This window comes from Herbaspirillum rubrisubalbicans (assembly GCF_003719195.1).
Lineage (GTDB): Bacteria > Pseudomonadota > Gammaproteobacteria > Burkholderiales > Burkholderiaceae_D > Herbaspirillum > Herbaspirillum rubrisubalbicans.
Genome location: NZ_CP024996.1, coordinates 678534 through 702883, shown reverse-complemented (window position 1 = coordinate 702883; position 24350 = coordinate 678534). Strand labels below are relative to the sequence as shown.

Sequence of the window (24350 nt, the reverse complement as noted above, 5' to 3'; positions counted from 1 at the left end):
TTTAGAAGTAGCGTAAGTCTAACGTAAAAGGAAACTCGATAGACGCACGCGCCGGGCTGACCTGCAATTTTCCCGGGGTATGGTTCATACGGAAATAACGCGCCAGGCGGCGGCTCTCGGCCTCGAAGGCATTGACCGGGAAGGTCTCGTAGTTGCGACCGCCCGGATGCACCACGTGATACTGGCAACCACCGAGGCTGCGGCCATTCCAGGTATCGACCAGGTCGAAGGTCAGCGGTGAATCCACGGTAATGGTGGGATGCAGCGCCGACGGCGGTTGCCAGGCGCGGTAACGCACGCCCGAGACGAACTGGCCGACCGTGCCGATGGGTTGCAGCGGTACCGGCACGCCATTGCAGGTCAGCACGTAGCGGTCCGAGGCCATGCCGGTGATCTTGACCTGCAGCCGCTCCAGCGAGGAATCCACATAGCGCGCGGTGCCGCCACCGGTATTTTCTTCGCCCAGCACATGCCAAGGTTCGAGCGCCGTGCGCAATTCGATCTGCATCCCCTTGACCGCATAGTCGCCGATCTTGGGGCAGCGGAATTCCATGTGCGGCGCAAACCACTCGGCGCGCATGGGATAGCCGGCCTCGTTCATGTCGGCCATCACATCGGCGAAGTCCTGCTCAATGAAATGCGGCAGCAGGAAGCGGTCATGCAGCTCCGTGCCCCAGCGCACCAGGCGCGCCGGCTTGTAGGGCTCTTTCCAGAAGCGCGCCACCAGGCCGCGCAACAGCAGTTGCTGGGTCAGGCTCATGCGTGCGTGCGGTGGCATCTCAAAGGCGCGCAGTTCCAGCAGACCGAGACGACCGGTGGCGCTGTCGGGCGAATACATCTTGTCGATGCAGAACTCGGCGCGGTGGGTGTTGCCGGTCACGTCGATCAAGAGGTTGCGCAACAGGCGATCCACCAGCCAGGGCGGGCAATCGCCACGGGCCACCTGCTTGTCCATTTCGGTGAAGGCCAGTTCGATTTCCACCGTCGAATCGTTGCGCGCTTCATCGATGCGCGGCGCCTGCGAGGTCGGGCCAATGAACATGCCCGAGAACAGGTAGGACAGCGAAGGATGATTGTGCCAGTAGGAGATCAGACTACGCAGCAGATCAGGACGGCGCAGGAAAGGTGAATCATTGGTCGTGATGCCGCCCAGGACCATGTGATTACCGCCCCCGGTGCCGGAGTGGTGACCATCAAGCATGAACTTTTCTGTAGTCAGGCGCGAGGCGCGCGCGGCGTCGTACAGGTGGGTGGTCTGCTCGACCAGTTCGCTCCAGTTGTTGGCCGGCTGGATGTTGACCTCGATCACGCCAGGGTCGGGCGTGACGCTGAACTTGCGCAGGCGCGGATCGTGCGGCGGCTCGTAGCCTTCCAGCAGCACCGGCTGCTTCAGCTCCTCGGCCACCGATTCGATGGCGGCCACCAGTTCCAGATAATGTTCCAGTTGCGACAGCGGCGGCATGAACAGGTAGAACACGCCATTGCGCACCTCGGCGCACAGCGCAGTGCGGGTGATCCAGTTGGCCGATTCGAAGGCGGCCGGTGCAGTGTCGGCTGCGCTGGCGACACTGGTGACACTGGCGGCCTCGCCCTTGCCCTTGCCGGCGCCAGCGATGGACGCAGCCATGCTGGCCGAGGCGTCCTGCCGTCGCGCCGGCTCCTGCGGACTGCCCAACTGGCGACGGATCTCGGCGCTGCTGGGCAACGGCCGGAACGCCTGGGTCGGATCGGCCGGATAGGTGGCCGGATACTCGCCCTGTTTGACCCACGGCAGCGAATCCAGCGGCAGACGATAGCCCAGCGGCGAGTCACCCGGATACAGATAGCAGCGCTCGCTGCGCAGGAACCAGGCCCCACTCTGCCAGCCACGGCCATCATCGCGGCGTGCCAGCGGCAGCACGTGACCGACCGCGCTTTGCAGGCCCTGGGTGAAGACGCGCATGAGGCGTTCGCGTTCCTGTTTGTCGTCCACCCGCGAATCGAAGGGATCGACATTGCCCGGCAGGCGGCGCTCGCGCCACATGTAGTAGAACACATCTTCATAGGCCGGGAAGACGTTCTTGCCATCGACCTGCAGGCGCTGTGCCACGCGATGCAGGAAATGGCTGGTGACGATCTTGTCCGCCACATTGGGCTTGGTTTCGTCACCGATCAAGGCCGGGTTCAGCCAGATCGGTTCGCCATCGCGGCGCCAGTAGCAATTGAGCGCCCAGCGCGGCAACTGCTCGCCCGGATACCACTTGCCCTGACCGAAGTGTGGCAGACCCTGGGCCGCATACTTGTTGCGCATACGGTGATAGAGCTCCGCAGCCAGGGGCTTCTTGGTCGGGCCCATGGCGGCGGTGTTCCATTCCGGTTCATCGGGATGGTCCAGCGAGACGAAGGTAGGCTCGCCGCCCATGGTCAGGCGCACGTCATTGGCGGCCAGGTCGGCATCGATGGCGTGCCCCAGTTGTTCGATCTCGGCCCATTGTTCTTCGGTATAGGGCTTGGTCACGCGCGGCGCTTCCCAGATGCGCTTGACCGACATCAGGTGCTCGAACTCCACCTCGCAAGGATCGACCAGGCCGCTGACCGGCGCGGCCGAGGCGGGCTCAGGGGTACAGGACAGCGGAATATGACCTTCACCGGCAAACAGGCCCGACGTCGGGTCCAGCCCGACCCAGCCGGCGCCGGGCAGATAGACCTCGCACCAGGCGTGCAGGTCGGTGAAGTCAGCCTCGGGACCGGAGGGACCGTCGAGCGACTTCTGGTCGGCCGTCAACTGGATCAGATAGCCGGAGACGAAACGCGCGGCCAGACCCAGGTGACGCAGCAACTGCACCAGCAACCAGGACGAATCGCGGCAGGAACCGGACTTCAGTTCCAGGGTTTCTTCCGGTGTCTGCACACCCGGTTCCATGCGGATGGTATAGCCGATGTGCTCAGCCAGCTTCTGGTTCAACGCCACCAGGAAGTTGGCGCTGCCGACCTTCGCGCGCGGGATGCTGTCGAGGAATTCCTTGAACAAGGGCGACAAGGGCAGCTTCTGCCGATAGGGCATCAGTTCGTTCTGCAAGTCCTCGGCGTACTCGAAGGGGAATTGCTCGGCATACGGTTCGAGGAAGAAATCGAAGGGGTTGATGACCGACATCTCGGCCACCAGGTCCACCTCGATCTTGAACTCGGTGGTCTTTTCGGGGAACACCAGACGGGCCAGGTAGTTCGATTCCGGGTCTTGCTGCCAGTTGATGAAATGCGGCTGGGGCGAGACGCGCAGCGAATAGCTCAGGATACGGGTACGACTATGCGGGGCGGGACGCAAGCGGATGACTTGCGGACCCAGGTTGATGGCACGGTCGTAGCTGTAAGAAGTGACATGGTTCAGGGCCACGTGGATCGACATGGAATTCCTTTACGACAAGCAAATGATCAAGCGCGGGGCTTGGTTGTTGGCGACATGCAGACAGCAATGTCATGCATACCTTGTTTTTCTTACCGCCTTATTACCTTCCTGGTGAAAACTTAATCTTGCGATCCGGAAAACTAAGTTTTCCTCCCTCATGATCCCCCTGCCAGGGTCTCACCGATGATGCATATTAATGAAATCCCGTAGGCGCGGATAGATTTCATTTTCCCAGCGCCGCCCGTTGAAGACGCCGTAATGCCCCACGGCCGTCTGAACATGGTGCATCCGCATGTAGGGCCGGATGTTGCTGCACATTTCCTGTGCGGCCACGGTCTGGCCGACGGCGCAGATGTCGTCCTTCTCGCCTTCGATGGTAAAGAGCGCGGTGCGGCGGATGGCGCGCGGGTTCACCAGGTGCTGGCCATAGCTCAACTTGCCCAGCGGCAGCGCATGTTCCTGGAACACCAGGCGCACCGTTTCCAGGTAGAACTCGGCCGGCAGGTCGGACATGGCGAAATACTCTTCGTAGAAATCCTTGATCTGCGCCGCCTGCGCCTCTTCGCCCTCGACCAGGTGATGGTAGAGCTTGCGAAAGGCCTCGATGTGGCGGTTCAGGTTCATGTTCATGAAGGCGCTCAACTGCACGAAGCCCGGATAGACGCGCCGCCCGCCCCCGGCATGACGGGCCGGCACGGTGCTGATCATGTTCTTCTCGAACCAGGCCATGGGCTTACTCTTGGCCAGGGCATTGACGGCGGTCGGATTGACCCGGGTATCGAGCGGCCCGGCCATGAGCGTCATGGTGCGCGGTTGCGCCGGATGATCGGCCTCGGCCATCACGGCAGCGGCGGTCAGGGCGGCCACCGTAGGCTGGCATACCGCCAGCAGATGCGCACCCGGCCCCAGTACATCGAGAAAATCGATGACGTGGGAAACGTATTCATCCAGGCCGAAGCGACCATGCGCCAGGGCAATGTCACGCGCATTGCGCCAGTCGGTGATGTAGACGTCATGGTCGCGCAGGAGCGTCTTGACGGTGCCGCGCAAGAGCGTGGCGAAGTGGCCTGACATGGGCGCCACCACCAAGACCTTGGGTTGGTTGACGGCATTTTCCTTGCGGAAATGCAGCAGGCCACAGAAGGGCGTGCCGCTGATCTCCTCTTCATGCACCGTAATTGTGCGCTCGCCATCGACCATCTCGCCTAGCCCGAAGGGTGGCCGCACATGGGTCAGTTGGGTGCGGGCAAACACCTCGCAGGCCGAGGCCATCTTGCGCAGGTAGGGATTGACCGGCACGCCGGGCCAGGTGGTTCCCAGCAGGGGCGCCATCAGGCGGGCACAGGCCCGCAGCGGATCGGTGGCGTCGGCGTAGTTCTGATAGAGCTGATAGGTATTGATCATGAAAAGGCCGCCCTCGGGAGTGTCTCTTTATTGGGTTCCTAGACTGCCGCTCGCCTGGTCATCGATGCAATTGTCATGCCACTGATGGGTTGTCGCGCCCCGCTGTGGTTCCCGCGAGCTGGCACAAGCTTTGCAAGCAAAATGCTGACATGCCGGTTCAACGGCTGTGCCCGCCCTGATGCGCAGACAGGGTGAAGCAAGATGATGAAATGATGAACAAGACACCGCCGCTCACGCGGTAGCGTGCCCAAAGTCAACCTGCACAAAACAGATAAAGGACTGACATGCCTAAGACGACTTTGCGCATCACCAGCAAGAACTACTCCTCGTGGTCCCTGCGCGGCTGGCTCATGGCCAAGTTCGCCGGACTCTCCTTCGAAGAAGACATCGTGCCGCCGGACGACCCGTCGGCACGGGCAGAGATCCTGCTGCTGTCTTCCTCCATCCTGGTACCGAGCCTGCACCATGGCAACGTACTGGTGTGGGATACGCTGGCCATTGCCGAATATCTCAATGAAATCCGCCCCGGCGCCAAGCTGCTGCCGGCCGACCTGGCCGCCCGTGCGCATTGCCGCTCGGTGTGCGGCGAAATGCATTCGGGCTTCTCGGCCCTGCGCGCGGCGCTGCCGATGAATCTCAAGGGTCACTTCCCCAACTTCAAGGTGTGGTCGCGCGCCGAAGCCGACATCGTGCGCATCACCACCATCTGGAAGGAATGCCTGGCCAAGTATGGCGGGCCCTTCCTGTTCGGCGAACAGCGCACCATGGCTGATGCCATGTATGCCCCGGTGGTGACGCGCTTCATGACCTATGACGTCAAGCTGGACCCCATCTGCACCGCCTATGCCAAGCGCATCATGGCCATGCCGGAAATGCAGCAGTGGATCATGGCGGCGAAGAAGGAACCGGAGGATATCGACGAACTGGACGTGGAATTCTAGGGCGCAGCCACGCTAACAGCAGCAAGAAAAAATCGCGCCCGTTTTTGTCGCAGGCCCATGGCGGGAGACCGCAGAAAGGATGGATGTGATGAATACCGTAGCCGATGCAAGCGTACTGGCGCAAAACACCTTCTCGCATGTCAGCGAGGGCGACACTCCCTATGAAACCGGGGGGCTGCGCGACTTCTTCCTGTACCGCGACCTGGGCATCGCCGCTGCCACCGGCGGTCAGGTGGTGGCGCAACTGGTCAAGGCCAACATGGCGCCGGAGAATGGCACCGGCTGGCATCGGCACGAGGCCAACTTCCATATCGTCATCATGTTGAAAGGTTGGGCGCGCTTCATGTACGAGACCGAAGTCACGCTGGTCAAGGCTGGCGATTGCGTGCACCAGCGACCGGGCATCGTGCACTTCCTGTTCGACTATTCGCCCGACATGGAATACCTGGAAATCGTTAGTCCGGCCGACTTCAAGACCATCGAGATGCCGGCCCCCTGCGCGGTGCCGCCCGCCACACCGTGGACCACCTGAAACCGGTGCGGGCCGGCTTTGCGTGGCAGCAGGCCCGCGCATGTGAGGAGCAAAACCATGCAATTTTCCACTGTCAAAAATTTCATGCCTCTGTTAGTCTTTCTTCATGCACGCAGGCTCTGGCGTGCCGCCGCAGTCCCTTAGAGCCATCGCTTCACGCTGCACCCACGCTGTAGTTTTGCCGTACCCACCGCCTCTGTTTTCGTTACAACCTACTTAGAAAGATTCCCGCTCCCCACGGGAACACGAAGCAAATCTATGGCACATTTTTTTGATGAGATGTATTCAGCAGGCGCAAGCAGCGAAGCAGGTCAAGTGCGTCAGCACTATGCAGAATTCGCCAGCTGGCTTTCGGCGCAATCGCCCGAAGTGATCGCCCGCAAACGTGCCGAATCCGACCTGATCTTCCGTCGCGTCGGCATTACCTTCGCCGTCTATGGCAACGATGCCGGCACCGAGCGCCTGATCCCCTTCGACATCATCCCGCGCATCATCCACAAGGCCGAATGGGCCAAGCTGGAAGCGGGACTGGTCCAGCGTGTCAGAACGCTCAACATGTTCATCCATGACATCTATCACGAGCAGAAGATCGTCAAGGCCGGCATCATCCCGCCCGAGCAGATCTTCCAGAACGCGCAGTACCGGCGCGAGATGCAGGATGTGAACGTAGTCAACGACATCTACGCCCACATCGCGGGTGTCGATATCGTGCGCGCAGGCGAAGGTGAATTTTACGTCCTGGAAGACAACCTGCGCGTACCGTCCGGGGTGTCCTACATGCTGGAGAACCGCAAGATGATGATGCGGCTCTTCCCCGACCTCTTCAAGCGCCACAAGATCGCGCCGGTCGATCACTATCCCGACCTGCTGCTGGACAATCTGCGTTCAGTGGCACCGGCTGGCGTGACCGATCCGACGGTGGTGGTGATGACCCCGGGCATGTACAACTCGGCCTACTTCGAACATGCTTTCCTGGCCCAGCAGATGGGTGTGGAGCTGGTCGAGGGCCAGGACCTGTTCGTCAAGGACAACGTGGTCTACATGCGCACCACGCGCGGCCCCAAGCGGGTCGATGTGATCTATCGCCGCATCGATGACGACTTCCTCGATCCGCTGGCTTTCCGTCCCGATTCTGCGCTGGGTGTGCCGGGCCTGCTGCAGGCCTATCGCGCCGGCAAGGTGACGCTGACCAATGCGATCGGCACGGGTGTGGCCGACGACAAGTCGATCTATCCGTATGTGCCGGACATGGTGCGCTTCTATCTGTCCGAAGAACCCATCCTCAACAACGTGCCCACCTACCAGTGCCGCAAGAAGGAGGATCTGTCCTACACCCTGGCCAACCTGGAACAGCTGGTGGTCAAGGAAGTGCACGGCGCCGGCGGCTACGGGATGCTAGTCGGCCCGGCCTCGACCAAGCAGGAAATCGAGGACTTCCGCGCACGCATCATCGCCAAGCCCGATGGCTACATCGCCCAGCCCACGCTGGCCCTGTCCGTGTGCCCGACCTATGTGGAGTCCGGCATCGCGCCGCGCCACCTGGATCTACGCCCGTTCGTCTTGTCGGGCAAGCAGATCACCATGGTCAAGGGCGGCTTGACGCGCGTGGCCTTGAAGGAAGGCTCGCTGGTGGTGAATTCGTCGCAGGGCGGCGGCACCAAGGACACCTGGATTCTGGAGAAATAACGATGCTGAGCCGTACCGCCGATCACCTCTTCTGGATGGCCCGCTACACCGAGCGCGCCGAGAACACCGCACGGATGCTGGACGTGCATGTGCAGACCGCATTGCTGCCGCAATCCACCGACGACGCCGAACAGGGCTGGCGCGCCGTGCTGGGCATCTCGGAACTGCTCTATGGCTACAACCAGAAATACGACAAGCTCACGCAAAAGGATGTCATCGACTTCATGGTGCGTGACCCCAACAATCCCTCGTCGATCGCTTCCTGCCTGCGTCAGGCGCGCGAGAATGCACGTGCCGTGCGGGGTGCGCTGACCACCGAAGCCTGGGAAATCCAGAACGCCACCTGGATCAAGATGCAGTCCTACCTGCAGACCAATGCGCTGGAGCAGAACCCGAGCGATTTCTTCGAATGGGTCAAGCATCGCTCGCATCTGTCGCGGGGCGTGACCATCGGCACCATGTTGGAAGATGAGGCGTTCCACTTCATCCGCCTGGGCACCTTCCTGGAGCGGGCCGACAACACGGCGCGCATCATCGACGTCAAGTTCCACGGCGCCAAGGAAACGCAAAAGCACAACGGTCATGGCCAAGTGCAATCGCAAAGCCAGGCGGCACGCGATGAAGCCGGGCAACTGGACTTCTATTACTGGGCTGCCATCCTGCGTTCGGTGTCGGGCTTCGAGATCTACCGCAAGGTCTATCGCGATGTCATCACGCCCGAGCGCGTGGCTGAGTTGCTGATCCTGCGTGCGGACATGCCGCGCTCACTGCTGGCGTGCATGGGCAATGTGATTTCCAACCTGCACCACGTGCGCAACGATGTCTCGGCCGATACCGAGCGCTTTGCCGGCAAGCTGCACGCCGACCTGAAGTTCGCCCGCATCGAGGAAATCCTGGAGGCTGGTCTGCACGATACGCTGACCGAATTCCTGGAGCGCATCTTCGAGCTGGGCAATCGCATCAGCCGCGATTTTCTTGTTCCTTTGGCAGCGTAAATGATGTCTGGCTGTGCTTGGATGGCAATAAAGAAGCACAGCCACTGTCATCTTTTCCGGAAACAGGCCGTTACTGTAGGTACGTCACGACAGATGCCCCCGGCGCACGCGCTTTGGCGCCGGGCCTTACGGTAAAATCCGGCTTTCCGTTTCCACGTTTCAAGATTCCATCATGACCTACTGCGTAGCCATGCGCCTCAACAGCGGCCTGGTGTTCCTGTCCGATTCGCGCACCAATGCGGGAGTCGATCACATCGGCACCTTCCGCAAGATGAGTGTTTACGAGAATCCGGGCGACCGCGTCATGGTCATGATGACCGCCGGCAACCTGTCGATTTCACAATCCATCCGTCAGATGTTGACCGAGCGCACCAATGCCGAAGGCCGCAGCATCTGGACCGCCACCACCATGTACGAGGCCGCGCAGATCCTGGGCGACGCCATCCGCGCCGTGCATGACCGCGAGGCCGCCGAGCTGAGCAAGTTTGGTATCGATTTCAATGTCAGCATCATCTTCGGCGGGCAGATCCGTGGCGAACGTTGCCGCCTGTTCCAGATGTATTCGGCTGGCAACTTCATCGAATCGCACGATGAGAATACCTATTTCCAGATCGGCGAATCCAAGTACGGCAAGCCCATCATCGACCGCGTGGTCACGCCGCAGACCACCCTCGATGAAGGCGCCAAGTGTGCGCTGATCTCGATGGACTCGACCCTGAAGTCCAATATCTCGGTGGGCCTGCCGCTGGACCTGCTGGTCTACCAGAGCGAAGACCTGGCCGTGACCCGCTTCGTCACCATCGATGAGCAGAACCAGTATTTCCAGATGATCCGGCGTAGCTGGGGTTCGCAGTTGAAGCGCGTCTTCGAGGCCATCGACGATCCGGTCTGGGATGCACCGCCGGAAGATACCCTCAACGTGCTCTCCTCGGTCACCGATCTCAGTGAGCCGGTGCGCGTGCCGCCGCCCAATGGCGTGGCGCGCGGTCTGCAAGCGGTGCCGCGGCAGATCCTGGCGCAACAGGATGGGGATGTGGGACAGGCGAGCTGAAAGACTTAGTTTTTTCTTGGGGGAAACTTAGTTTTCTTTTTGCCAAAACTAAGTTTTCATCAAACGGGAAATCTGCCAGGAAATATCTCGGAGGAAATAAAAAAGGCTGCATTCCATGAATGCAGCCTTTTTACTTGATCAATCTTTAAAACGATTTATATCGATCAACGCACGATGGTCTGGGCTTCACCTTCGGCACGGGCGCGGATGGTACCGATACGGTAGACGGTCTCGCCGGCAGCCTTCAGATGGGCTTCGGCAGCATCGGCATCTTCCTTGGAGACAATCACGGTCATGCCGATGCCGCAGTTGAAGACGCGGTGCATCTCGGCGTCGGCCACGCCACCGTGCTGCTGCAGCCAGGTGAACAGCGGTGGCATGGTCCAGGACTTGGCGTCCAGCTCGGCGGTCAGGTGATCCTGCAGCACGCGCGGGATGTTCTCGACCAGGCCGCCACCGGTGATGTGGACCATGCCCTTGACTTCCAGCTTTTCCATCAGCGCCAGTAGCGGCTTGACGTAGATGCGAGTCGGGGCCATCAGCACATCGGCCAGCTTGCGGCCGTGGAAATCGGCTTCCAGGTCGGGCTTGGCCACCTCCAGGATCTTGCGCACCAGCGAATAGCCGTTGGAGTGCGCGCCCGACGAAGCCAGGCCCAGCACCACGTCGCCCGGGGCGATCTTGGTACCGTCGATGATCTTGGACTTTTCCACCGCGCCCACGGCAAAGCCGGCCAGGTCGTATTCGCCATCGGGGTACATGCTGGGCATTTCCGCGGTTTCACCGCCGATCAGGGCGCAGCCGGCCTGTTCGCAACCGGCGGCGATGCCTTTGATCACATCGGTGGCCGAAGGCACGTCCAGCTTGCCGCAGGCAAAGTAATCCAGGAAGAACAGCGGCTCGGCGCCCTGCACCAGGATGTCGTTGACGCTCATGGCCACCAGGTCGATACCGACCGTATCGTGACGGTTCAGGTGGAAGGCCAGCTTCAACTTGGTGCCCACGCCATCGGTACCGGACACCAGCACCGGCTCCTTGAACTTCTTGCTGATCTCGAACAGGGCGCCGAAACCGCCAATGCCGCCCAGCACGCCTTCGCGGGTGGTGCGCTTGGCGAACGGCTTGATCGCTTCGACCAGGGCGTCACCGGCATCGATATCGACGCCAGCGTCACGGTAGGAGAGGGAGACATTGGAAGGTGAAGTCATGATGAAAAATTGCCAGTGAAGACGGTAAAATAGGGGATTCAGGGTGGAAGTCGCCCTGCCAAAGCGTGATTTTAACAAAACCGACACAGCCGAACTCCGAATCCATGCCTTTTTCTTTATCCGAAGAGCAAAAACAGAACCTGGCGTGGCTGATTGTCGGCATTTTGCTATTGTCCCTGCTGGTGGCGCTGGGTCCGATGCTCTCGCCCTTCGTGGCGGCTGGCATCATCGGTTATGCGCTCAACCCCGGCGTGGACTGGATCGCCAACCGCCGCATCGGCCCGGTGCGCATCCCGCGCTTCGTGGGCGTAACGGTGATGGTGCTGCTGCTGATCCTGGCCGCTCTGGCGCTGGTGTTGATCGTGGTGCCGCTGGTGCTGCGCCAGATCCCGCTGCTGCAGGCCCAGGTGCCACCGCTGCTGGACAAGTTGAATGCCTTCCTCTCGCCGCGCCTGCACCAGCTGGGCATCGACGTGCGACTGGACCTGGCCGGCATCAAGGCCTTGCTGACGCAACAGATCAGCACCAGTGGCGATGAACTGTGGAGTTCGCTGCTGGCCTCGGCCAAGGTGGGCGGCACGGCGCTGTTGGCCTGGCTGGCCAACCTGCTGTTCGTGCCGATGGTGTTGTTCTACCTGTTGCAGGACTGGCACCCCTTCCTCAAGCGGATGCAGATCCTGATCCCGCGCCGCTGGGCCGCCCGCGTCAATACCATGGCCACCGAGGTCGATGGCCTGCTGGGGCAGTATTTGCGCGGACAATTGCTGGTGATGCTGGTGCTGGCGGTCTATTATTCGGTTGCACTGACCGTGGCCGGCTTCGATAGCGCCCTGCCGGTGGGTGTCTTGACCGGCCTGCTGGTGTTCATCCCCTATGTCGGCTTTGGCCTGGGGCTGGTGCTGGCGGTCCTGGCGGCGATCCTGCAATTCGATGGCGCCGTGGGCCTGTTGTGGGTGGCCCTGATTTATGGTGTGGGGCAAGTGCTGGAAAGCTTCATCCTCACACCCAAGCTGGTAGGCGAGCGTATCGGCTTGCATCCGCTGGTAGTGATTTTCGCCCTGCTGGCCTTTGGCCAGTTGTTTGGCTTTGTCGGCGTGCTGCTGGCGCTGCCGGCTTCGGCCATCGTCTCGGTGATCGCCCTGCATGTGCGGCGCGAGTATCTGGCCAGCAATTTTTACAACCGTTGAAGAATTTATGATCGATCACAGCTTCCCTGCCCTTGCAGGACGCTGCGCAGGCTCGGGCGCTGGGCGCCGTCCTGCATTAACTGGCCGCAAGCAGCTTGCGGCCTTCGTAGCTGATACACGCCGATGAAACAGATTCCGCTCGATTTGAGCGCGGACCAGCCGCAAAGCTTCGACAGCTTCGTGACCGGCCGCAACGCAGAACTGCTGGAGCGCTTGAAGCTGCTGGCCTGCGCCGGCGTGGACCAATCCATCCAGACCGGCAGTGCCAGCACCGACCGCTTCATCTACCTCTGGGCCGAAGCCGGTGCCGGCAAGACCCACCTGCTGCACGCCCTGGCCACCCGCGCCGCCCAGCAAGGCACCGGTGTGCGCCTGATCGGCACCGACTCGCCCGACGCCGCCTTCGAATACAGCCCCCAGACCAGTCACTACCTGCTCGATGACGTCGATCAACTGTTCGAGGAACAACAGATCGCTGCCTTCAATCTATTCAACCAGATCCGCGAACAGGGCGGCTGCATGGTCTGCACCGGCACCCTGCCGCCCACCCGGCTGGAGCTGCGCGAAGACCTGCGCACCCGGTTGGGCTGGGGCCTGATCTATCAGGTGCACGATCTGTCGGACGACGAAAAGATCGCCGCGCTGTTGCAGATCACGCTGGACCGCGGCCTGGAGATTCCTCCGGCCGTGATGATGTACATGCTCACCCACTATCGGCGCGACATGCCCTCGCTGTTGCGTATGCTTGACGCGCTGGACCGCTACTCGCTGGCCACCAAGCGCGCCATCACCCTGCCCTTGCTACGCGAACTGTTACAACAGGAATCCGGAGAACAATGAACCTCGCCCTTTTCGATCTCGACCACACCTTGCTGCCACTGGACTCCGACCACGAGTGGGGCGAATTCATGGCCCGCATCGGCGCCGTGGATGCCGACAGCTTCCGCAAAGCCAATGACCAATGGTTTGCCCATTACCAGAACGGCACCCTGGACCCGGTGGCCTACCTGGAATTCGCGCTGGGCAACCTGGCGCGCTTTTCGCGCGAGCAACTCGATGAAATGCATCTGCAATTCATGGACGAAGTGGTCAAGCCCGCCATCCTCCCGCAAGCCGTAGCCCTGGTCAAAAAACACCTGGATGCCGGCGACCTGGTGGCCATCGTCACCGCCACCAATCACTTCGTGACCAAACCCATCGCCGCCCACTTCGGGGTGGAGCACCTGCTGGCCGCCCTGCCGGAACTGGATGCGCTGGGCAACCTCACCGGCAAGCTCAACGGCACACCCACCTTCGGCCCCGGCAAGATCGTCCACACCGAAGCCTGGCTGGAGCGCCTGGGCCACACCCTCGACCAGTTCGAACGCAGCTACTTCTACAGCGATTCGCAAAACGACATCCCGCTCATGGAGCGCGTCACCGATCCCATCGCCACCAACCCCAACGACAAGCTGCTGGCCCATGCCCAGGCCCGCGGCTGGCCGGTACTGAACCTCTTCGCCGACGGCCACGCGCAATGATCAAGAAACTGATTCGCTCCATCCTGGGCAAGGGCAAGACGACCGACAAAAGCAAGACCAAGGCGGTCGGCCCGGACGGCAAGATCGAACCCGATGTGCTGGATCCGAAGCAACATGGCATCGATCCCGCCCTGGTCTCGCCCAATGCGGTACGCGTGACACAGACCCTGCAGGAAGCTGGCTACAAGGCCTTCATCGTCGGCGGCGCGGTGCGCGACCTGCTGCTGGGCATCAAGCCCAAGGATTTCGATGTCGCCACCAACGCCACGCCGGAACAGGTCAAGCAACTGTTCCGCCGCGCCTTCATCATCGGCCGTCGCTTCCAGATCGTGCACGTGATGTTCGGCCAGGAACTCATCGAGGTCACCACCTTCCGCGGCGCCTCGGCTGAAGCCGCGCCCAAGGATGAACATGGTCGCGTGCTGCGCGACAATACCTTCGGCGAGCAGCATGAAGACGCCACCCGGCGCGACTTCACCATCAACGCGATGTACTACGATCCGGCCAGCCAGGCCGTGCTGGATTACCACGGCGGCATCGCCGACATCCGCGACAAGAAGCTGCGCATCATCGGCGAACCGGAAGCCCGTTATCGCGAAGACCCGGTACGCATGTTGCGCGTGGTGCGCTTCGCCGCCAAGCTCAAGTTCACCATCGACCCGGCCAGCAGCGCGCCCATCCGCGTGATGGCGCCGCTGATCGACAACGTGCCCGCAGCGCGCGTGTTCGATGAAATGTTGAAGCTGCTCATGAGCGGCCACGCCCTGGCCTGCTTGCAGCAGTTACGCAAGGAAGGCCTGCATCATGGCCTGCTGCCGCTCTTGGACGTGGTGCTGGAACAGCCTCTGGGCGAGAAGTTCGTCAGCCTGGCGCTGGCCAATACGGATGCGCGCGTGAAGGAAGGCAAGGGGGTCTCGCCGGGCTTCCTGTTCGCTTCGCTCCTGTGGCATCAGGTGCTGGAAAAGTGGCGCGCTTATCAGGCTGCCGGCGAATATCCGATTCCTGCCCTGCATCTGGCCGCCGATGACGTGCTCGATGCTCAGACCGAGAAGCTGGCCCTGCAACGCAAGATCGCCTCCGACATGCGCGATATCTGGGCCATGCAGCCGCGCTTCGAACGCCGCGTCGGCAAGGCCCCGTACAAGCTGCTGGAACACCTGCGCCTGCGCGCCGGCTTCGACTTCCTGCTGCTGCGCTGCCAGTCCGGTGAACTCGATGCCGAACTGGGCGAATGGTGGGAAGCCTTCATCGCCGGCAATGGCGCCGAGCGTGAAGAACTGATTGCCCGCAAACCGACCGATACCGCCAGCGCCTCGGCCGGCCCCAAGAAGCGTAAGCGCCGTGGCGGCCGCAGCCGTAGCAAGTCCACAGGCGAAGGCAGCAGCAACGCCGAGAGTGAGCGCGAACAGGACGCGGCATCGGCACCTGCACCGCTGACCATCTCACTGGCCGAGGCCAGCAGCGACACACCCAGCGGCGCGCCCAAGCGGCGCCGTCGTCGGCGCAGCACGGGGAGTGACAGTGCGGGCAGCGGCGATGCTGCTCCGAGCAGTGAGGATTAAGCCGTCCATGGAGCAGTCTCCCACGCAAGCCTGGATCGGCATAGGCGGCAACCTGGGCGATGCCCGCGCCACGGTCGAACAGGCCATCGCACGGCTGGCCACGTTGCCGCAATCCCGGTTGTTAGCGCGTTCTTCGCTCTATCGCACTGCGCCCATCGACTCCAGCGGCGACGACTACGTCAATGCCGTGGCACTGATAAGCACCACCCTGCCGGCGCTTGAACTGCTGCACGCCTTGCAGGCCATCGAACTGCAGCACGGGCGTGAGCGCCCCTACCGCAACGCGCCGCGCACACTCGATCTGGATCTGCTGATGTATGGCGACCATATCCTCACGAGCGAAGAACTGATCCTGCCCCATCCCCGCATGGCCCAGCGCGCCTTCGTGCTGGTGCCGATGCTGGAGATCGATGAGACGGTGGAAATCGCTGGATTGGGGCCGGCGCGGCACTTTCTGAAGGAAATAACGGAGCAGCCGATCAGCCGGCTGTGAGAGCGACTGCGGGGATGGGGCAGTCGAACCGCCCCGCATAATATGAAGGAAAGCGTCAGGCAGTCCCACCTGTGGCAGCACCCTTCCCCAACGGTCGCAATTCATTCAAGCGGCGATGATGGCCCTTCAGCCACAACGGCAACTCATTGGCCGGCATGGGCTTGCCGATCAGGAAGCCCTGTCCCAGGCTGCAACCGAAATCTTGCAGCAAGCGCCAGTCTTCCATGGTCTCCACCCCTTCGGCGACGGTCACCAGTTCCAGCCGCTGCGCCATGTCCAGCGCCGATTGCAGGATCACCCGCAGGTTCTTGCGATCATGCGCGCCATGCACGAAGGAGCGGTCGATCTTCAGTTCCGTGAAGGGGATACGCGCCAGTTGCTGCATCGAGGAAAAACCGGTGCCGTAATCGTCAATGGACAGGCCAAAGCCCTTCAAGCGCAAGCGCGCCAACATGCCTAGCGAATTACCCTTGTGCGCCACCACCGAGCTTTCGGTGATTTCCAGCACCACGTTCTCGGCCGGCAGCGCGTGCTTGTCCACCAGCGCCAGGATGCGATGCATGAAGTCGGGTTGTTCCAGCGACAGCGGCGAGAGGTTTACCGCTACCTTGATGGCCAGACCGCGGCTGTGCCACACCGCAGCCTGCGCCATGGACTGGTCCATCATGCTGATGGTGAGATCGTGGATCAGGCCGCATTGTTCGGCCAGGGGAACGAAACGATCCGGCGGCACCATCCCGCGCTCGGGATGGATCCAGCGCGCCAGCGCTTCCACGCCCTTGAGGATGCCGGTCTGCACATCCACCTTGGGCTGGAAATAGGGCAATAGCTGGCCGCCGCCGATGGCTGCACCAAGATCGCTTTCGCACATCGAGGGCAAGGGATCATCGTGCGCCCGGGCCGCTGCGCCGTGCGGGCGGAAGGCTTGCAGGGCGGCGCGCAACTGGCCCTGGTTGAGCGGCTTTTGCAGCACACCGATCAGGTTCATGCCCAGCGCCTGGATCATGGTCTCCACCGACAACAGCAGCGAGGTCTCGCGGCTGGAGGCGACGATGAGTGGAATGTCGATGCCCTTCTGCTGCAATTGCTGGATCAGTTCGATGCCATCCATGCCCGGCATCTCCAGGTCAATCACGACTAAGCCGGGTGGCAGCTTGAGCATGGCCAGCAGGTCCAGCGCTTCGTTGCCGTTGCCGGCCTCGTAGATCAGGTCCACGCCCAGTTCCTGCAGCAGCGCGACGCTATGCTGGCGCTGCAGGGCACTGTCGTCCACCACCAGGGCGGACTCGATGAGCTCATTGAGGTTCTCTAGAGGCATATTGTTCTATCACGGCAGAGATATGTTCGAGCGGCAGAACGTCACCGACGCCCCCCATGTGTATGGCTTCTTTCGGCATCCCGAAGACCACGCTGCTGGCTTCGTCCTGGGCATAGGTGGCGGCGCCGCAATCGGCCATCTCGCGCATCCCCCTTGCCCCATCATCGCCCATGCCGGTCATGATGATGCCCACTGCATTGCGGCCGGCGGCCTTGGCCAGCGAGCGGAACAGCACATCCACTGAAGGCTTGTGCCGACTCACCAAGGGGCCATCCAATGTTTCCACATAGTACTGCTGACCATCGCGCCGCACGACCAGATGCTTGCCCCCCGGCGCGATCAATACCCTGCCTGGCAGCACCAGGTCTTGATGCTCGGCTTCCTTGACCTCGGCACCGGAGACGCGATGCAGGCGTTCGGCAAAGCTGCGCGTGAAACGCTGCGGCATGTGTTGCACCACCACGATGCCGGGACAGCGGCCATCCAGCCGTCCCAGTACCCGCTCCAGCGCCTGCGGCCCCCCGGTCGAGGCGCCGATGGCGACGATGCGCGCAGTCGGCGGACAGTATCCGTCTTGTGGTCCCGGTGGCGTCAAAACCGCGTCAGCGGTATAGCGCTGCAAACCTGAGGCCCAACCGTCATCATGCAACATTTCTCGGGACGCTGCTTTGACCATGCGCAGGTCGTCCGTCAACGGTACGCTACGGGTGACCATGGTCGTGCCACGTCCACCCGGGCCTGCCAGCATGGCCGCGCGAATGGCACCGGCCAGTTCGGCCACCGCCTCATGCAGGAAGTCGCGCACCCCCAGTTGCGGGCGAGCAATCACCGAGACCGCACCCGCCGCCAGAGCCTCGGCAGCCAACCCGCCTTGGCCCATGGCACGCGCACTGCACATGATGACCGGAGTGGGCCGGGTACTCATGATCTGGCGCAGGAAGGTGATGCCATCCATGCGCGGCATTTCGATATCCAACAGGATCACATCCGGCCATTCCTGCTGCATCTTGCGCAAGGCAAAGACCGGATCGGGCGCGGTACCGATGACGCGGATGTCGGTGGTCTGCGCCAGCAGTTGCTGCACCAGTTGGCGCACCACCGAGGAATCGTCCACCACCATCACGCGAATTGTCGGCGGGGTCGTCATTGCGGCTTGCGGTAGATGGAGGGGGAGTGCATCAGCAATTCCAGTTCCATGCCGTGCAGCGATTCCGAATGTCCCACCACCAGATAACCGCCCGGACGCAAGCGCGCGATGACATCGCGCAAGACCTTGAGCTTGGTGTCGCTATCAAAGTAGATGATGACGTTGCGCAAGAAGATCAGGTCATAGAGTCCATCGTCATGCTCATGCAGGGCCGTCAGGTTACGCTGGGCGAAATCGACCTTGGCGCGCAAGTCCGACTGCACCAGGAAATGACCTTCGTACTCACCCGTACCGAGCAGGCAATAGCGGCGCAGGTAAGGCCGTGGAATATTCTGGCCACGCGCCATCGGATAGAGCGCGCGGCGAGCAAAGCGCAAGACGCGCAGGCTGATATCGGAGCCCAATACCGACCAGCTACCTGCGGCTCGCTGCTGATCCAGCAGCATGGCCAGGGTATAGGCTTCTTCACCGGTGGCGCAGGCCGCGCTCCAGACGCGCAGGCTCTTGTGTTGCTCCCATTGCGGTAGCAGCTCCTGCTTGAGGAAATCGAAATGGCCCTGCTCGCGGAAGAAATAGGTTTCGTTGGTGGTGATCAGGTCGATGGCGCGCTGGCGCTCCTCGACGTCGTGCTCGCCGCTGATCCGGCGGAAATACTGGGTCAGATCGCGCAAACCAAGTTCGTGCAGGCGATGGTTGAGGCGGCTTTGCAGCAAGGCTTTCTTGGACAGCGGCAGATGCAGTCCGATGTGCCGCTTGAACAATTGCTGGAAAAGCAGCATGTCGTGATCACTGATCTCATCACCACCATGCGCCCCAACCGCGGCAGCCGCAGCAGCCGCAGCAGTGGCGCCAGCCCCGTCAGTGTTGGTGCTGCCAGGCCCCTCCAGCTTGCCGATGCTGGCCATGATCGCTACTCCCGCTGGGCGTCGGATGACAGCACCGGCACGCCCCCTAGCGCATCCTCGGCACTCATGCCCAGCAGGCTGGCCAGTTCATCGACCGATAACACGCGCGGCACGTCCAGCACTACGATGAAACGCTCATTGACGTTGATCATGCCAGCGATGAAATCGGCTCGGATGCCGGCACCGAAGGAAGGACGCGGTTCGATCTGGTCCACCCCGATGCCCAGTACCGCGCTGACCGCGTCGACCATCACCCCCAGCAGCAGCAATTGATCCTCCTGCATCAGTTCCATGATGATGACGCAGGTGCGCTTGCTCGGTACCGTAGGCGCACGCCCAAAGCGCACCGACAGATCGATCACCGGCACCACCGATCCGCGCAGGTTGATGACGCCGCGCAGGAATTGCGGCATCAGCGGCACTTCGGTAAGACCACCGAATTCGATGATTTCGCGGATACTGGCGATGGGCATGGCAAAGCTCTCGGTACCGACCAGGAAGGTCAGGAACTGGCGCGTCTCGATGACTTCTTCCTGCTGCCGCTTTCTGGCCGATTCGCCATTCAACGATACGCTGGGCATGACCTGCTCTCCTTGCTGCCACGGACAGTGCCGGGCGGGTTGTTGCGTGTGCGGCGTGCTGGCCACCATGGTCTATGTAAGTTCGTCACCGGCATGGGCGAGGCATCAGAAACGCTTGAACGCGGATTCATCCACGCCCGGCTCATCGTCCTCCACATCCAGCATCGAAAGCCGGCGTGGCGGCTCCTGCTTGGGAGCGCGCCCATTGTTGCTGCGTCCGCGAGCGGGCAGCTTCTGCATCTCGCCCACGCGGAAAAATCGCATCAGGTCTTGCAGATGGATGGCCTGGGCGCTCATCTCTTCGGAGGTGGCCGACAATTCTTCCGAGGCCGCCGCCGTCATCTGCGTAGTCTGCGCCATCTGGTGCACGGCATTGTTGATCTGTTCCAGGCCGGTGGATTGCTCGGCCGAGGCGGCGGCGATTTCCTGCACTAGGTCGGCGGTCTTGCGGATGGACGGCACCATCTGGTTCAACAGGCCACCGGCTTTCTCGGCCAGGCCCACACTGTTCTCGGCCACCGCAATGATTTCCTGGGCGGCGGTCTGGGCGCGCTCGGCCAGCTTGCGCACTTCGGCGGCAACCACGGCAAAGCCCTTGCCATGCTCACCGGCGCGGGCTGCTTCGATGGCCGCGTTCAAGGCCAGCAGGTTGGTCTGGTAGGCGATGTCATCGATGATGCCGATCTTGCTGGCAATCTGCTTCATCGCCGCCACCGTCTCGCGTACCGCTTCGCCACCTTCGGTGGCGGCACTGGCCGAGAGGCTGGCGATGCCATCGGTGGTGCGAGCGTTGTCGGCGTTCTGCGCGATGGTGGCGGTGATTTCTTCCACCGAGGCACTGGTTTCCTCGACGTTGGCGGCTTGCTGCGAGGAATTGTGCGACAGCGCCTGGGAAGAGGAGGAAATCTGTTCCGAAGCCGAGGCCAGGGCACTGGCGGTACCGCTGACGTCACCGATGACGTCGGTCCACTTGTTGACCATCTGCTGGGTGCTGTAGAGCACGCTGATCTTGTCGCGCTTGCGCAGCGGCACCGTGACCGTGAGATCGCCCTCGGCCACGCGCCGCAAGACGCTCATGGCCTCGCGCGGCTCGCCGCCGATCTGCGAGCGGATGGTGCGATAGGCAAAGCCCAGGCAGACGAACAACACCACCATCGAAGCCGTCAGCAGCCAGAATATCTTTTGCTCCAGCCGGGTATATTCGGTACCAGCCTGGATGACCCGGGCCTGGGTGCGTTCATCGACCTGGCGCAGGAAATCGTTGATCGGGGCCATCACGCGGCCGAACAGGGTGCGGTAGGTCTGATCGAAGACCAGTTCCTGGGCCATGGCCTGGTTGGGCGCACCCACCACGGTGAACTTGCCCTCGCCATCATCGAACTCGCCCTTGACCGCATGGAAGGCGGTGATCTCGATGCGGGAAAGTTGATCGGCCAGTTTCAAGGCTTCCTGCATCTTGGCCAGTTCCGGTTCGGGGAAGCCGGCGCGCTTCATCAGTTCGCTCAGCGGTACCGCCTGGGCAGAACCTTCCGCAGCCAGCTTGCGCGCGCTGACCAGATCCCAGTTGAAGCGATCATAGTTGGCCGGACGGGGACGCTTGCCATTACGGATGTCGAGGATCATATAGTAGCGATCCTCATCGTTGGGATCGCCCGTGGTGACGTAGGCGCGTGCAAATTTCGTCATATCCTCGGTCGTACGGCGCAACTCGTTGGCCAGGGCCGTAGAGGCATAGCGCGATTGGTGCGCGTCCTCCAGCGCGACATTGGCTTGCTTGAGCATATCGGTGAGGCCAATCACCACCGCCACCAGGACCGACAGCCCCGCCGCCAGCCAGATGAATATCTGCTTGATGCTGATCCTGTTGCTCATCGATTCTTGCATGGTCGCTCCCCCTTGGGCTGCACTCTTCATTGCGCGGACGCCACGCCGCGTTCGGCGTAGGCCGCCGTATTGCCTTGTTCCTGCTGCTGGGTGTGATGCACCAGGTGCGGGATATCCAGGATCAACGCCACGCGGCCATCGCCGAGGATGGTCGAGCCTGACAATCCCTTGACCTTGCCGAACAGTCTCCCCAGCGGCTTGATCACGGCCTGGCATTCGCCCAGCAGGCCATCGACCAGCAGGCCAGCGCGTAATTGACCGTACTGTACGATCACCAGGCTCTTGCGGGCCCGGCCCTGCTCGCGTGCAGGCAGGTCGAACAGTTCGCGTAGCGGTACGAAAGGCAAGGGCTCGCCGCGCACCGAGACGATGTGGGTACCATTGTGCTGGGGTGGCATGTCGATGCATTCGACCACCATGTCCAGCGGGATCACGAACACCGCATTACCCACCACCACCTGGAAGCCCGAGATGATGGCCAGCGTCAACGGCAAGCGCAGACGCACCACGGTGCCGCGTCCGCGTTCGGTATCGATGGCGACCTCGCCATGCAGGGCGTCGATGTTGCGCTTGACCACATCCATGCCCACCCCACGTCCCGATAGTTCGGTGACCTGCTGCGCGGTGGAAAACCCGGGTTCGAACACGCAGCGATAGATCTCGGCATCGGTGAGCTCGGCATCGGGTGCGACCAAGCCCTGGGCCACGGCCTTTTCCAGGATGCGATCGCGGTCCATGCCGCGGCCATCATCCATCACCTCCACCACCACGCTGCCGGACTCATGCATGGCGTTCAAGCGCAGCGTGGCCTTGGCCGGCTTGCCGGCGGCGATGCGTTCGGCGGCCGGTTCGATGCCATGATCGATGGCGTTGCGCACGATGTGCATCAGGGGATCGGCCAGGCGCTCGACCATGGATTTATCCAGTTCGGTGTCGGAGCCGGTCATGCTCAGTTCGATGTCCTTGTCGAGGTCACGTGCAATGTCGCGCACGATACGCGGGAAGCGCTGGAACACTTCGTTGATCTGCACCATGCGCAGGGTCAGCGCGGCATCGCGGATCTGTTCCATCAAGGTGTCGATGGCCTGGGTAGCTTCCTCGAACTGACTATCCTTGCGGCGCCGTGCGATCAGCCGGGCGCTGGCACCGGCAATGACCAGCTCACCCACCAGGTCGATCAACTGATCCAGCTTGGAGACTTCGATCTTGATGAACTTCTGTTCTTGCGCGCGCCGTTCCTCCAGCGGACGCGGGCGCTGTACCACATCGGCAATGGCAGAGGAGAGCAACGGCGGCGCAGCACTGTCCTTGAGGCCGATTGCCCCCAGGCAGCGCCACTGTGCGTCGTCGAACAGACCCAGGCCACGCCACAGACTGGCCAGGCGCACCGCCTCCTCCGGCGCCAGGCGTTGCAGCACGGTGGCGTAATCGGCCAGGCGGCTGTGCGGCGGCAGGATGTCGATGCGGCTGTCATCGCGCACGAATTCGAACACATCTTCCAGCGTCTGCCGGGTGGAGTCCGATGCCAGGCAGATTTCCACGCCCAGGTAGCAACTCTCGGCATCCATGGCGGCGGCCTCGGGAATGCTCGACTCCACCGGCAGGATGGCGACGATGCGGCCCAGCGAGCGCAGGTAGTGCAGGAAAGACAGCGGATCGAGTCCATCGCGCAGCACGTTCTGGTTGAACTGCAGCGACAAATGCCAGTAAGGGCAATCCACCGACAGTTGGGCACTGGCCTCCAGCTCGGGCGCCAAGGTCGCCGATGGGCCTTGGACGGCTACCGCAACGGCCATCTGTGGATCGACTCTGGTCACAGCCTGCGCCGGGGCTGACAGGGCCACCTGTTCCAGCTCGGCCAGCAGCGCGGCCCGGCGTTGGGCATTGGGCTCCTCGGCTTCCTGGCCGCGCTCGATGGCATCGACCAGTTCGCCAATGTAGTCGCCGCACTGCAGAAGCAGCGACATCAGGGGACCATTCAAGGCCAGCCTTTCTTCGCGCACCAAGTCCAGCACATGCTCGACCTGGTGGGTGAATTGCACGATGCTATCGAAGGCAAACAAGCCTGCCGAGCCCTTGATGGTGTGGGCAGCGCGGAAGATGGCGTTGATGCGATCGCGGCTGGGGCCTTCTACCTCGATCTGCAGCAGCGCCGACTCCATGGCCACCAGCAGTTCGCGGGCTTCCTGGACCACGGCGTCGCGGGCGCTATCCTTTTTCATGCGACCTCCAACAGCGGGCTGAAACGCTCGTGCAATTGCAACAGGTCCAGCGCAGCCAGGACGGCCGGACTGTAGGCGCCGATTTCCAGCTGGCGTCCACTGTTGTGCAGCTCGCGCCGCAAGAGCAGCAGTAACTGGATGCCGGCCGTGTCGAGCTCATCCACGCCGGACAGATCCAGCACCACGTGTGACTGCGCCAGCGTCAGTGCGTGCAGCAGTTCGGGCTTGCGCTCGGCCGCCTGGAAAATGGTCAGGCCGCCGCTCACGGTGAGCAGCACCCTGTCCTCTAGCACGGAATACGTCAGCGGCATGGTCTCGGTCTCGGCTTT

The 24350-nt window shown here is 62.1% G+C and carries 20 protein-coding genes; 10 read left to right on the top strand and 10 right to left on the bottom strand.

The genetic code is table 11. The features are described from left to right. Position 1: 1 nt before the first annotated feature. Together RC54_RS03160 and RC54_RS03155 are read right to left on the bottom strand one after the other, a co-directional pair. Positions 2–3385 carry a transglutaminase family protein gene (locus RC54_RS03160; RefSeq protein WP_058894223.1) on the bottom strand — a complete coding sequence of 1128 codons (3384 nt, stop codon included), beginning with the start codon at positions 3383–3385 and terminating at the stop codon, positions 2–4. A gap of 177 nt (positions 3386–3562) precedes the next feature. Beyond that, on the bottom strand, positions 3563–4789 hold the full coding sequence (locus tag RC54_RS03155) for a polyhydroxyalkanoate depolymerase (protein ID WP_061789671.1): 1227 nt from the start codon (positions 4787–4789) through the stop codon (positions 3563–3565). 284 nt (positions 4790–5073) lie between these two features. On the opposite strand from RC54_RS03155, the gene RC54_RS03150 reads away from it, so the two are divergent. The 5 genes from RC54_RS03150 (at position 5074) to RC54_RS03130 (ending at position 9994) form a co-directional block, all read left to right on the top strand. After that, positions 5074–5730 (top strand): glutathione S-transferase family protein, encoded by a 657-nt coding sequence (locus RC54_RS03150; RefSeq protein WP_017455232.1) that lies wholly within the window; start codon positions 5074–5076, stop codon positions 5728–5730. Between the two features lie 88 nt (positions 5731–5818). After that, entirely contained in the window at positions 5819–6262 is a 444-nt protein-coding gene (locus RC54_RS03145) for a cupin domain-containing protein (RefSeq protein ID WP_044528577.1), read from the top strand. Between the two features lie 258 nt (positions 6263–6520). Beyond that, positions 6521–7948, top strand: coding sequence for a circularly permuted type 2 ATP-grasp protein (locus tag RC54_RS03140; RefSeq protein ID WP_058894221.1), 1428 nt, complete (start codon positions 6521–6523; stop codon positions 7946–7948). 2 nt (positions 7949–7950) lie between these two features. Next, on the top strand, positions 7951–8943 hold the full coding sequence (locus RC54_RS03135; RefSeq protein WP_017455235.1) for an alpha-E domain-containing protein: 993 nt from the start codon (positions 7951–7953) through the stop codon (positions 8941–8943). 172 nt (positions 8944–9115) lie between these two features. Further along, positions 9116–9994: a proteasome-type protease gene (locus RC54_RS03130; RefSeq protein ID WP_017455236.1), complete on the top strand. Its 879-nt coding sequence runs from the start codon at positions 9116–9118 to the stop codon at positions 9992–9994. A gap of 164 nt (positions 9995–10158) precedes the next feature. Here the strand turns inward: RC54_RS03130 and purM are convergent, their stop codons facing one another. Further along, on the bottom strand, positions 10159–11202 hold the full coding sequence (gene purM, locus RC54_RS03125) for a phosphoribosylformylglycinamidine cyclo-ligase (RefSeq protein WP_044528566.1): 1044 nt from the start codon (positions 11200–11202) through the stop codon (positions 10159–10161). A gap of 104 nt (positions 11203–11306) precedes the next feature. On the opposite strand from purM, the gene RC54_RS03120 reads away from it, so the two are divergent. From RC54_RS03120 to folK, 5 genes are all read left to right on the top strand, one after another. After that, positions 11307–12389: an AI-2E family transporter gene (locus RC54_RS03120; protein WP_061789670.1), complete on the top strand. Its 1083-nt coding sequence runs from the start codon at positions 11307–11309 to the stop codon at positions 12387–12389. Between the two features lie 123 nt (positions 12390–12512). After that, on the top strand, positions 12513–13229 hold the full coding sequence (gene hda / locus RC54_RS03115; protein WP_058894218.1) for a DnaA regulatory inactivator Hda: 717 nt from the start codon (positions 12513–12515) through the stop codon (positions 13227–13229). Continuing rightward, the gene (locus RC54_RS03110) at positions 13226–13909 is read left to right on the top strand and encodes a histidinol-phosphatase (protein ID WP_017455240.1); all 684 of its coding nucleotides are present in this window, start codon (positions 13226–13228) and stop codon (positions 13907–13909) included. Before hda ends, RC54_RS03110 begins: the two co-directional genes overlap by 4 nt. Further along, positions 13906–15471, top strand: coding sequence for a polynucleotide adenylyltransferase PcnB (gene pcnB / locus RC54_RS03105; protein WP_058894217.1), 1566 nt, complete (start codon positions 13906–13908; stop codon positions 15469–15471). Before RC54_RS03110 ends, pcnB begins: the two co-directional genes overlap by 4 nt. Before the next feature lie 7 nt (positions 15472–15478). Next, on the top strand, positions 15479–15964 hold the full coding sequence (folK, locus tag RC54_RS03100) for a 2-amino-4-hydroxy-6-hydroxymethyldihydropteridine diphosphokinase (protein ID WP_058894216.1): 486 nt from the start codon (positions 15479–15481) through the stop codon (positions 15962–15964). 55 nt (positions 15965–16019) lie between these two features. On the opposite strand, the gene RC54_RS03095 is transcribed toward folK, so the two are convergent. The 7 genes from RC54_RS03095 to RC54_RS03065 all read right to left on the bottom strand — a co-directional run bounded on the left by RC54_RS03095 (position 16020) and on the right by RC54_RS03065 (position 24332). Beyond that, complete coding sequence (locus RC54_RS03095) at positions 16020–17282, bottom strand: EAL domain-containing response regulator (RefSeq protein ID WP_058894215.1); 1263 nt, start codon at positions 17280–17282, stop codon at positions 16020–16022. Further along, a complete protein-coding gene (locus RC54_RS03090; RefSeq protein ID WP_061789669.1) occupies positions 17260–18429 on the bottom strand; it encodes a protein-glutamate methylesterase/protein-glutamine glutaminase in 1170 nt (389 codons plus the stop codon). Before RC54_RS03090 ends, RC54_RS03095 begins: the two co-directional genes overlap by 23 nt. Continuing rightward, complete coding sequence (locus RC54_RS03085; RefSeq protein WP_061789668.1) at positions 18426–19334, bottom strand: CheR family methyltransferase; 909 nt, start codon at positions 19332–19334, stop codon at positions 18426–18428. Before RC54_RS03085 ends, RC54_RS03090 begins: the two co-directional genes overlap by 4 nt. 5 nt (positions 19335–19339) lie before the next feature. Continuing rightward, complete coding sequence (locus RC54_RS03080) at positions 19340–19915, bottom strand: chemotaxis protein CheW (RefSeq protein WP_017455246.1); 576 nt, start codon at positions 19913–19915, stop codon at positions 19340–19342. 105 nt (positions 19916–20020) lie between these two features. Beyond that, complete coding sequence (locus RC54_RS03075; protein WP_058894212.1) at positions 20021–21799, bottom strand: methyl-accepting chemotaxis protein; 1779 nt, start codon at positions 21797–21799, stop codon at positions 20021–20023. Between the two features lie 26 nt (positions 21800–21825). After that, positions 21826–24021: a chemotaxis protein CheA gene (locus RC54_RS03070; protein ID WP_058894211.1), complete on the bottom strand. Its 2196-nt coding sequence runs from the start codon at positions 24019–24021 to the stop codon at positions 21826–21828. Then, complete coding sequence (locus RC54_RS03065) at positions 24018–24332, bottom strand: STAS domain-containing protein (protein WP_058894210.1); 315 nt, start codon at positions 24330–24332, stop codon at positions 24018–24020. The genes RC54_RS03070 and RC54_RS03065 overlap by 4 nt, the downstream gene beginning before the upstream one ends. Positions 24333–24350: the final 18 nt, after the last annotated feature.

Coding starts and splice junctions, on each gene's coding strand:
- RC54_RS03160 (WP_058894223.1), bottom strand. CDS start 3,385: ATGTCGATCCACGTGGCCCTGAACCATGTCACTTCTTACAGCTACGAC.
- RC54_RS03155 (WP_061789671.1), bottom strand. CDS start 4,789: ATGATCAATACCTATCAGCTCTATCAGAACTACGCCGACGCCACCGAT.
- RC54_RS03150 (WP_017455232.1), top strand. CDS start 5,074: ATGCCTAAGACGACTTTGCGCATCACCAGCAAGAACTACTCCTCGTGG.
- RC54_RS03145 (WP_044528577.1), top strand. CDS start 5,819: ATGAATACCGTAGCCGATGCAAGCGTACTGGCGCAAAACACCTTCTCG.
- RC54_RS03140 (WP_058894221.1), top strand. CDS start 6,521: ATGGCACATTTTTTTGATGAGATGTATTCAGCAGGCGCAAGCAGCGAA.
- RC54_RS03135 (WP_017455235.1), top strand. CDS start 7,951: ATGCTGAGCCGTACCGCCGATCACCTCTTCTGGATGGCCCGCTACACC.
- RC54_RS03130 (WP_017455236.1), top strand. CDS start 9,116: ATGACCTACTGCGTAGCCATGCGCCTCAACAGCGGCCTGGTGTTCCTG.
- purM (WP_044528566.1), bottom strand. CDS start 11,202: ATGACTTCACCTTCCAATGTCTCCCTCTCCTACCGTGACGCTGGCGTC.
- RC54_RS03120 (WP_061789670.1), top strand. CDS start 11,307: ATGCCTTTTTCTTTATCCGAAGAGCAAAAACAGAACCTGGCGTGGCTG.
- hda (WP_058894218.1), top strand. CDS start 12,513: ATGAAACAGATTCCGCTCGATTTGAGCGCGGACCAGCCGCAAAGCTTC.
- RC54_RS03110 (WP_017455240.1), top strand. CDS start 13,226: ATGAACCTCGCCCTTTTCGATCTCGACCACACCTTGCTGCCACTGGAC.
- pcnB (WP_058894217.1), top strand. CDS start 13,906: ATGATCAAGAAACTGATTCGCTCCATCCTGGGCAAGGGCAAGACGACC.
- folK (WP_058894216.1), top strand. CDS start 15,479: ATGGAGCAGTCTCCCACGCAAGCCTGGATCGGCATAGGCGGCAACCTG.
- RC54_RS03095 (WP_058894215.1), bottom strand. CDS start 17,282: ATGCCTCTAGAGAACCTCAATGAGCTCATCGAGTCCGCCCTGGTGGTG.
- RC54_RS03090 (WP_061789669.1), bottom strand. CDS start 18,429: ATGACGACCCCGCCGACAATTCGCGTGATGGTGGTGGACGATTCCTCG.
- RC54_RS03085 (WP_061789668.1), bottom strand. CDS start 19,334: ATGGCCAGCATCGGCAAGCTGGAGGGGCCTGGCAGCACCAACACTGAC.
- RC54_RS03080 (WP_017455246.1), bottom strand. CDS start 19,915: ATGCCCAGCGTATCGTTGAATGGCGAATCGGCCAGAAAGCGGCAGCAG.
- RC54_RS03075 (WP_058894212.1), bottom strand. CDS start 21,799: ATGCAAGAATCGATGAGCAACAGGATCAGCATCAAGCAGATATTCATC.
- RC54_RS03070 (WP_058894211.1), bottom strand. CDS start 24,021: ATGAAAAAGGATAGCGCCCGCGACGCCGTGGTCCAGGAAGCCCGCGAA.
- RC54_RS03065 (WP_058894210.1), bottom strand. CDS start 24,332: ATGCCGCTGACGTATTCCGTGCTAGAGGACAGGGTGCTGCTCACCGTG.